We start from the raw sequence: 8,625 nt of genomic DNA on the forward strand, positions 1-8,625 counted from the left end.
TTGAGTAGGATGGGAACCATAATATATATAACGAAACCCTGCTGACTATTACGTCCCCCACAGCTTTAGAAAATAATTTACATTTTTTTAAACTGATACGTAATCGTTTGCCTTTAAATCCCTACAATGCTTGCTATGTTTCTGGAGAAATAAATGCAAAATAACACCCTATGGTTCAATGGCCTTTCCATGGAAGATGTCGACAAAGTCGGCGGTAAGAATGCTTCACTTGGCGAGATGGTTTCTAACCTAGCCAACGCTGGCGTATCAGTACCTAATGGTTTTGCTACCACATCTTATGCGTTTAATAACTTTCTTGACTACAAAGGTCTTGATGAGCGCATCCACCAACTCCTTGATGAACTTGATGTTGAAGACGTTGACGCACTGCGTAAGACAGGTGCAACAATTCGACAATGGGTTCTAGACGCACCCTTCCCAGAATCACTAGAGCAAGATATCCGTGATAACTACCGCGAACTGATTGAAGGCAACGAAGAATTGTCTGTTGCGGTTCGCTCATCGGCAACAGCTGAAGACCTTCCAGATGCTTCTTTTGCAGGCCAACAAGAAACCTTCCTTAACGTGAAAGGTATCGATGCGGTTATCGAAGCAACGAAACACGTGTTCGCTTCACTGTTTAACGATCGCGCTATCTCTTACCGAGTACACCAAGGCTTTGATCACCGTGGCATTTCATTGTCTGCGGGCATCCAGCGCATGGTTCGCTCAGACAAAGCTTCTTCAGGTGTGATGTTCACGCTTGATACTGAATCAGGCTTCGACCAAGTGGTATTCATCACCTCTTCTTGGGGCCTAGGTGAAATGGTCGTACAAGGCGCGGTGAACCCAGATGAGTTCTACGTTCATAAGCCAATGCTAGAAGCGGGTCACTACCCAGTTGTTAAAAAGACGTTTGGTTCTAAGTTGATCAAGATGATCTACTCAACCAACCAAGAGATCGGCAAGCAAGTTGATATCATCGATACAGATACTAAAGAACGTAACGAGTTCTCATTGAACGATGAAGAGATCAAAGAACTAGCAAAGCAAGCGATGATCATCGAGAAGCACTACCAACGTCCAATGGACATTGAGTGGGCAAAAGATGGCATCGACGGCAAGCTTTACATCGTTCAAGCTCGTCCTGAGACAGTATGTTCTCAAAGTGACCAAAATGTCATTGAGCGTTACGAGCTAAACACCAAAGCAGATGTCTTGGTGGAAGGACGTGCTATCGGTCAACGTATTGGCTCTGGCCCTGTTCGCTTGGTTGACTCTCTAGACCAAATGTCACTGGTTCAAGAAGGCGACGTGCTGGTAACTGACATGACAGACCCGGACTGGGAACCTGTGATGAAGAAAGCCTCTGCGATTGTCACTAACCGTGGCGGCCGTACTTGTCACGCAGCAATCATTGCTCGCGAGCTTGGTATCCCTGCAATTGTTGGTTGTGGTACCGCGACAAGCAGCCTGAATGATGGCGACACCGTAACAGTGTCATGTTCAGAAGGCGAAACAGGCTACGTTTACAACGGCGAGCTCGACTTTGAGATCAAACGTTCTGAGGTTGATGAGCTACCAATGCTGCCAACCAAAGTAATGATGAACGTGGGTAACCCAGATCGAGCCTTCGACTTCGCTCAAATCCCGAATGAAGGTGTTGGCCTTGCTCGTCTTGAATTCATCATCAACAAGATGATCGGTATTCACCCTAAAGCTCTGCTGAACTTCGATGAGCAAACGGATGAGATCAAAGCTGAAATCAACCAGCGTATTCGTGGCTACAAAGATCCTATCGATTTCTACGTAAGCAAGCTAACAGAAGGCATTGCGACTATCGCTTCTGCATTCTGGCCTAAGCGTGTGATCGTACGTATGTCTGACTTCAAGTCGAACGAATACAGCAACCTTGTTGGCGGTAAAACGTTTGAACCACATGAAGAGAACCCAATGCTGGGCTTCCGTGGTGCATCTCGTTACATCTCTCCAGTATTTGAAGACTGTTTCGAGCTTGAAACTCAAGCGCTGAAGCGTGTTCGTAACGAGATGGGACTGAAGAACGTTGAAATCATGATCCCATTCGTTCGTACTCCGAGCGAAGCGGCATCGGTTATCGATATTCTGGCTAAGTTTAACCTACGTCGTGGCGACCAAGGTCTGAAAGTCATCATGATGTGTGAGCTTCCATCCAATGCGATTTTGGCTGAGGAGTTCTTGAAGTACTTCGATGGCTTCTCGATCGGTTCAAACGACATGACCCAGCTGACACTTGGCCTAGACCGAGATTCAGGTGACGTTGCACATTTATTCGATGAGCGTAACCCAGCGGTTAAAGCGATGCTGAAAATGGCTATCGATGCAGCAGCTAAAGCGGGTAAATACGTGGGTATTTGTGGCCAAGGCCCATCTGACCATGACGACCTAGCGGAGTGGTTGATGGAACAAGGCATCAGCTCGGTTTCATTGAACCCAGACACAGTTATCGATACTTGGTTGAAACTGGGTAACGTTGCGAATAAGTAACGCTTAGCGCCAACAAGTAGATATAACAAAGCCAGTCATCGCGACTGGCTTTTTTGTTCACCGAAAGCCAACAAAGATAACCTGCCTAGCATAACAAACATTGGTATCGCGCTGACCTTACGTTATCCTTTACACAATTCTTCATTGAGAGGTTTGTCACCAATACAAACCTAACTTCAAGACCGATAAGAGCGTTATGAATTCTACTACCGCAACTCCCTCGCCTTCTCTTGGCCGACAACTCTATACAATGACGTGGCCAATGCTGTTTGGGGTGCTTTCTCTAATGAGCTTCCAGCTTGTCGACAGTGCTTTTATTGGCCAACTGGGCGTACTGCCGCTCGCTGTTCAAGGTTTCACGCTTCCAATACAGATGATCATCATCGGTATTCAGGTCGGGTTAGGTATCGCGACAACCGCGGTAATCGCGAGAGCCATTGGCGCGAATGAAACGCGCTACGCTAAGCAGCTTGGTGGATTAGTGATTGCGATGGGCAGCGTGAGTGTCGCGTTTTTCTCCGTCATCATCTATCTGCTGCGAGGGCCAATTTTACAATTGTTGGATGCGCCACCGACGGTATTACCGATCATTGATTCTTATTGGATCTATTGGCTAGCCAGCTCTTGGACAGGTGCACTGCTCTACTTTTTCTACAGTGTGTGTCGTGCCAATGGTAATACCATGCTGCCCGGTTCAATGATGATCGCGACTAGTATCATCAACTTAATATTGGACCCGATTTTCATCTTTACGCTCGACATGGGCATCAATGGAGCCGCCATTGCGACCATCTTGGCGTTCGGTGCGGGTATCTTTATCGTTGCACCAAAGGTCACCAAGAAGCATTGGATGACCTTCGACTGGCACGACCTCGACATCAGCAAGAGTGTTCGCTCCATTGGTAACATCATGGGGCCTGCGATGATCAGTCAGCTGCTGCCTCCTGTTTCATCCATGTTCGCCACTAAGCTGCTTGCTGGCTATGGCACAGCTGCCGTTGCAGCTTGGGCATTGGGTTCACGTTTTGAATTCTTCTCGATTGTCGCTGTGCTAGCACTAACGATGTCGATGCCTCCGATGATTGGCCGCATGTTGGGAGAGAACAATCTCGAAAACATACGTAAGCTCGTTAAGATTGCGGTCATGTTTGTATTGGGTTTCCAGTTGGTGATCGCACTAGTGACTTGGTTATTCTCTGGCGGACTAGCAAACCTAATGACCAGTGAAAGCGAAGTCTCGACGATTTTAAACTATCACCTACTGATCGTACCTATTAGCTTAGGGCCATTAGGAATCTGTATGCTGATGGTTTCTGTCTCTAACGCATTAGGCAAGTCCTATACCGCCTTGACGATTTCAGCGCTGCGCCTGTTCGCCTTCTTCTTACCTAGCTTGTGGGTTGGCTCTCAGCTTGCGGGTATTGAAGGCCTATTCTGGGGCGCAATGACAGGTAATGTGCTTGCCGGCACCTGTGCATGGTTTATGTATCAGCGCGCGCTAAAACAAGTCGAGCTTAAACTGCCAAGCGAATAATCAAACAGAACACTCCAAAATAAAGCAGCAACTTCAGCTGCTTTTTTAGGATCTAAATCCTAGCTTGCATCCTATTAAAAAGCTGTTTTTTGTGAATTTAACTCTCTAATACAACCTCATTTTCAATTAACCACCTATCTTTACTCACCACCACATTCGCAAGGTAAATGCTTGATTACCATGCATTTACAATACCAATCAATTCAATTTTTTGCCTTTCCTTATAACTTGTCCTAGATCATCAAAGGGTTCAAAAATGCAACCTTTGGTTTTAAATATGTAAACCTTGATGCGGTTTAAGAAATTAAACCTCATTTGGCTATCTTTAGTGATCTTGTTCAAATTCCGCTCGTGATATAGGTCTAAACCTTACGATTTGTTGATGTTTTGAACGTTCACTTCAGGTTTACAGAAGTTTACCGCATCTTGTGGGAATACCACCAAAGGAGTAGATTTCAGTCATTGAGTTCAAAAATGTAAACCGAAATCATGAATGTAAAACAAGTTCGATTCACCGATGAAGACAGAGAATGCTTAAGCAATTACTTCCGCTTAGCAGACACTATCGCCGATTTGATTGGTCCTTACTGCGAAGTGGTCATCCATTCATTTGAAAGCTTAGAAAACTCAGTCGTGAAGATCGTCAATGGACATCATACGGGGCGTGAAATTGGGTCACCGATCACCGATTTAGGTTTACGCATGTGGAGCACATTCGAGAAAACTGGCGAAGTTTCTCCGAAAAGCTATTTCACCAACGCAGCAGATGGGTCCCTACTGAAATCAACCACCTGTGTGCTTGCTGGTCCGAAGCAAAAACCTATCGGCATGCTGTGTATCAATATGAACTTATCTTTCCCATTCCCAGAAATCGTCAAAACGCTGATGCCGCAGTGCAATGTACCGCAAACCATTGTCAGCGAGACATTCAGCAACAATGCAAACGACGTCATTCAACAAGCATTGAGTTCAGCCATTAACGAGGTTGACCAAGACGAGTCGGTTTCCTGCAAAGGTCGTAATAAAGCCATCATCCGTTGTTTATTTGATAACGGCGTATTTGAGCTAAAAGAGACGACTACACAAGTATCAGAGCAGCTTGGGATCAGCCGTCAGGCGGTTTACAAGTTTATCCGTGAATTTAAATCAGAATAAAACCAATAATTTAGGAGTTACATCGTGAAACAGATCATTGCCACTGAACAAGCACCTGCAGCTATCGGTCCTTACTCACAAGGTACGTCTTACAGCGACATGGTTTACACCTCAGGTCAATTACCTCTTGTTCCAGAAACCATGAAGTTTGTTGAGGGCGGCATCAAAGAGCAGGCTCGTCAATCTCTTGAGAATTTGAAGGCTGTTTTAGAAGCAAGCGGGGCTGGCTTAGACACAGTATTGAAGACAACCTGCTTCCTATCAGACATGGAGAACTTCGTTACCTTTAATGAAGTGTATACCGAGGTGTTTGGTACTGAGAATGCACCTGCTCGCTCTTGTGTTGAAGCAGCACGACTACCAAAAGACGCACTGGTTGAAGTTGAAGCCATCGCATACAAAAAATAACCGATTTAGGTATTAATGGGTATCATAGGAGATTCTCATGAGCGTTTCATTTATCGCATTAAGCGTACTGTTCTTTGGGTTCTACGCACTGCTGTCGAACTTCAAAAAGCAAAAGAAAAGTTTTAACTTCCGCGTACTGAGTGCGCTTGCTGCTGGCTTGTTGTTCGGTGGCGCAATTCAACTTGTTTTCGGTGTCGGCAACGTTGCGACATCTGGCTTTGCTGAACTGATTTCCGTATTCGGTAAAGGCTACATCAAACTTCTACAAATGATCGTTATCCCACTGGTATTCGTCGCGATGATCTCTTCGATCATGAACGTTGAAGGCGGCGGCGCGTTATCTCGTATCGCACCAAAAATCATCGGTATTCTACTTTTCACTTGTGCAATCTCAGCAGCCGTTGGTATCGCAAGTATTTACCTATTTGGTATCGATGCGAACGCGCTAGTAAGCACTATCGGCACAAACAGTGCGATTGAAGCTCGCGGTGATTCACTGGTCGCAACACAAGATGCGATGGCGAGCAGCGGTCTGTCTGGTATGGCTCTGTCTATCATTCCAACCAACATCTTCGACATGCTAACGGGCTCTCAACGTACTTCTACGCTATCAACTGTACTGTTCGGTATGTTCCTTGGTTACTGCATCCTTCAAGTGAAAAACCGTAAGCCTGAGAAAGTGCAAAACTTCGTTGATTTCATCAACTCTGCAAAAGAAGTAGTGCTTTCAATGGTTCGTGAAATCCTGAAGCTAACGCCTTACGGTGTATTCGCTCTGATGACCAACGACCTGTTCGCACTTGCAGAGATGGGCCGCTTCCTTCTAGCAAGCTACGTAGCAATTGGCGTTATGTTCGGCATCCACTTCGTGATGGTGTCAATGTTCGGCCTTTCTCCTGCCAAGTTCATGAAGAAAATCTGGCCAGTACTCGTGTTCGGTTTCGGGTCTCGTTCAAGCATGGCAGCTATCCCACTAAACGTTGAAACACAAACTCAGCGCCTAGGTGTAGACGAAGAAACAGCAAACATGTCAGCGACATTCGGTACTAGTATCGGTCAAAACGGTTGTGCCGGTATCTACCCAGCAATGCTAGCAATCATGGCGGCACAGGTCATGGGCATGCCTGTAGACTTGAGCTTTATCCTACAACTAATAGCTGTTATCGCGATTGCTTCATTCGGTATCGCAGGTGTTGGTGGCGGTGCAACGTTCGCAGCAGTAGCGGTACTCACCATCATGGGTCTAGACATCACAGTAGTCGCGATTTTAGTGTCTATTGAAGCACTAATTGACATGGCTCGTACAGCGCTGAACATCTCAGGCTCTATGTTGTCAGGCGTTCTTACAGCGAAGAAGAATGGCTCATTGGATACTGAACAATACGACGCTGACGTTACAGCGACAGTATCAAAAGAAGCAGCAGTATAATTCTCAAACTTAATTAAGAGCACTCCACGTGAGTGCTCTTCTGTTTTTCCTGAGTTCAGGTTATTTAGGTAGTAAATATGAAAGTTGTTGTTATAGGCGGTAGCGCCGCGGGTATGAGTTTCGCAGCAAAATACAAACGTAATCAACCATCAGACGAAGTCATCGTTTTAGATAAGCGTAGCTACATCTCTTTCGGAGCCTGTGGCTTACCTTACTTTGCAGGCGGCATGTTTGATGACACCGAGAGAATGATTTCTCGTACGCCAGAGCAAGCCACCAAATCGGGTTTAGATGTTCGTGTAGAAACGGAAATGGTGTCGTTCGACTGTACTGAAAAACAGATTACGGTGCGTTACCAAAACGTAGAGAGTACTATCGATTACGATATGTTGGTGATTGCGACAGGCGCACGTCCAATTGTGCCTTCATTCGGTGAATTCAATCCAGAACACGTATACACATTAACAAGCATGGAAGACGGCTTGGCGGTTAAAGAAGCGCTAAAAGATGTTAACAAGCCGCGTGTGTGTGTTATTGGGGCTGGTTTTATCGGCCTGGAAGTATTCGATGCAGCGCACGGCTTAGACAAACACGTGACGATTATCGAACGTGAACAACACATCATGAGCCGTCAGTTCAGCCCAGAGATCATTGAAGTTGTCGAAGGTGCAATTCGAGAATCCGGTGCTGACCTTAAAACAGGTTGCAGCGTGTCTGCGATTCGCGATGCCGAGCAAGGTGGTTACATCGTAGAAACCGATAATGGCAATGTAGAAGCTGATGTCGTGATCCTGTCACTCGGCTTCAAACCAAACACTGAAGCATTCGAATTACCAAAAGCCGCAAATGGCGCGTTGTTGGTGAATGAATATGGTGCTACTGAAGATGCTTACATCCATGCTGTAGGTGACTGTGCCGTTGTCCATCATATGGCATTAGGCAAACCCGTTTATGTTCCTCTAGCAACCACAGCCAACAAGCAAGCACGCATGATGGCAGACAAGCTATCAGGTAAAGATACTTACATGTCGGGCTTCTTGGGGTCGTCTTGCTTGAAAGTACTCGACTACGAATTGGCGTGTACCGGCGTATCTGAACTTCTGGCGAAAGAACATAACTTGGATGTGAAAGTATCGACGATTTCAGATAAGAACCAAACCGATTACTACCCAGGCCAAGAAGACATCAAGGTGAAATTGGTTTATCACCCAGAAACTAAGGTCCTTTTAGGTGGTGAAATCGTAGGTAAGAAAGGAGCCGTTGGCCGCATTAACGCACTGGCCGTAGCGATCACAGCCAAGATGACTACTCAACAACTAGGCTACATGGACTTCTGTTATGCCCCACCATTCGCACGTACATGGGATGCTCTAAACGTGGCAGGTAACGTAGCAAAATAACGAGTGTAAGTTCTGAAGAACGTACAGTTAAAACATCAAAGCAGAGCCTGAGCGCTCTGCTTTTTTAATGCCTTAACTCTACGAACCTTATAACTAGATTAGATAACGACTTATCTAGTGTTTTTGAGCTCTCTTTTTGCAAATTCAAGATGTAAAAAAGCCCGCTGATTTCT

Annotated in this window: 6 protein-coding genes; all 6 read left to right on the forward strand. The window is 45.8% G+C overall.

The window, feature by feature from the left end:
- Window positions 1-153 precede the first annotated feature (153 nt).
- The 6 genes from ppsA to AB4180_RS08265 all read left to right on the forward strand — a co-directional run bounded on the left by ppsA (window position 154) and on the right by AB4180_RS08265 (window position 8,452).
- Window positions 154-2,526 carry a phosphoenolpyruvate synthase gene (gene ppsA / locus AB4180_RS08240; RefSeq protein WP_102250219.1) on the forward strand — a complete coding sequence of 791 codons (2,373 nt, stop codon included), beginning with the start codon at window positions 154-156 and terminating at the stop codon, window positions 2,524-2,526.
- Window positions 2,527-2,722: 196 nt separating this feature from the next.
- Window positions 2,723-4,060 (forward strand): MATE family efflux transporter, encoded by a 1,338-nt coding sequence (locus AB4180_RS08245; RefSeq protein ID WP_017096987.1) that lies wholly within the window; start codon window positions 2,723-2,725, stop codon window positions 4,058-4,060.
- A gap of 489 nt (window positions 4,061-4,549) precedes the next feature.
- Entirely contained in the window at window positions 4,550-5,215 is a 666-nt protein-coding gene (locus tag AB4180_RS08250; protein ID WP_102486017.1) for a transcriptional regulator, read from the forward strand.
- Window positions 5,216-5,239: 24 nt separating this feature from the next.
- A complete protein-coding gene (locus AB4180_RS08255; RefSeq protein WP_102250217.1) occupies window positions 5,240-5,623 on the forward strand; it encodes a RidA family protein in 384 nt (127 codons plus the stop codon).
- 37 nt (window positions 5,624-5,660) lie between these two features.
- Window positions 5,661-7,052 carry a cation:dicarboxylate symporter family transporter gene (locus tag AB4180_RS08260; protein WP_102250216.1) on the forward strand — a complete coding sequence of 464 codons (1,392 nt, stop codon included), beginning with the start codon at window positions 5,661-5,663 and terminating at the stop codon, window positions 7,050-7,052.
- 77 nt (window positions 7,053-7,129) lie between these two features.
- A complete protein-coding gene (locus tag AB4180_RS08265) occupies window positions 7,130-8,452 on the forward strand; it encodes a CoA-disulfide reductase (RefSeq protein WP_102250215.1) in 1,323 nt (440 codons plus the stop codon).
- The last annotated feature ends 173 nt before the right edge of the window (window positions 8,453-8,625 follow it).

Source organism: Vibrio sp. 10N.286.49.C3, assembly GCF_041469545.1.
GTDB classification, from domain to species: domain Bacteria; phylum Pseudomonadota; class Gammaproteobacteria; order Enterobacterales; family Vibrionaceae; genus Vibrio; species Vibrio tasmaniensis_A.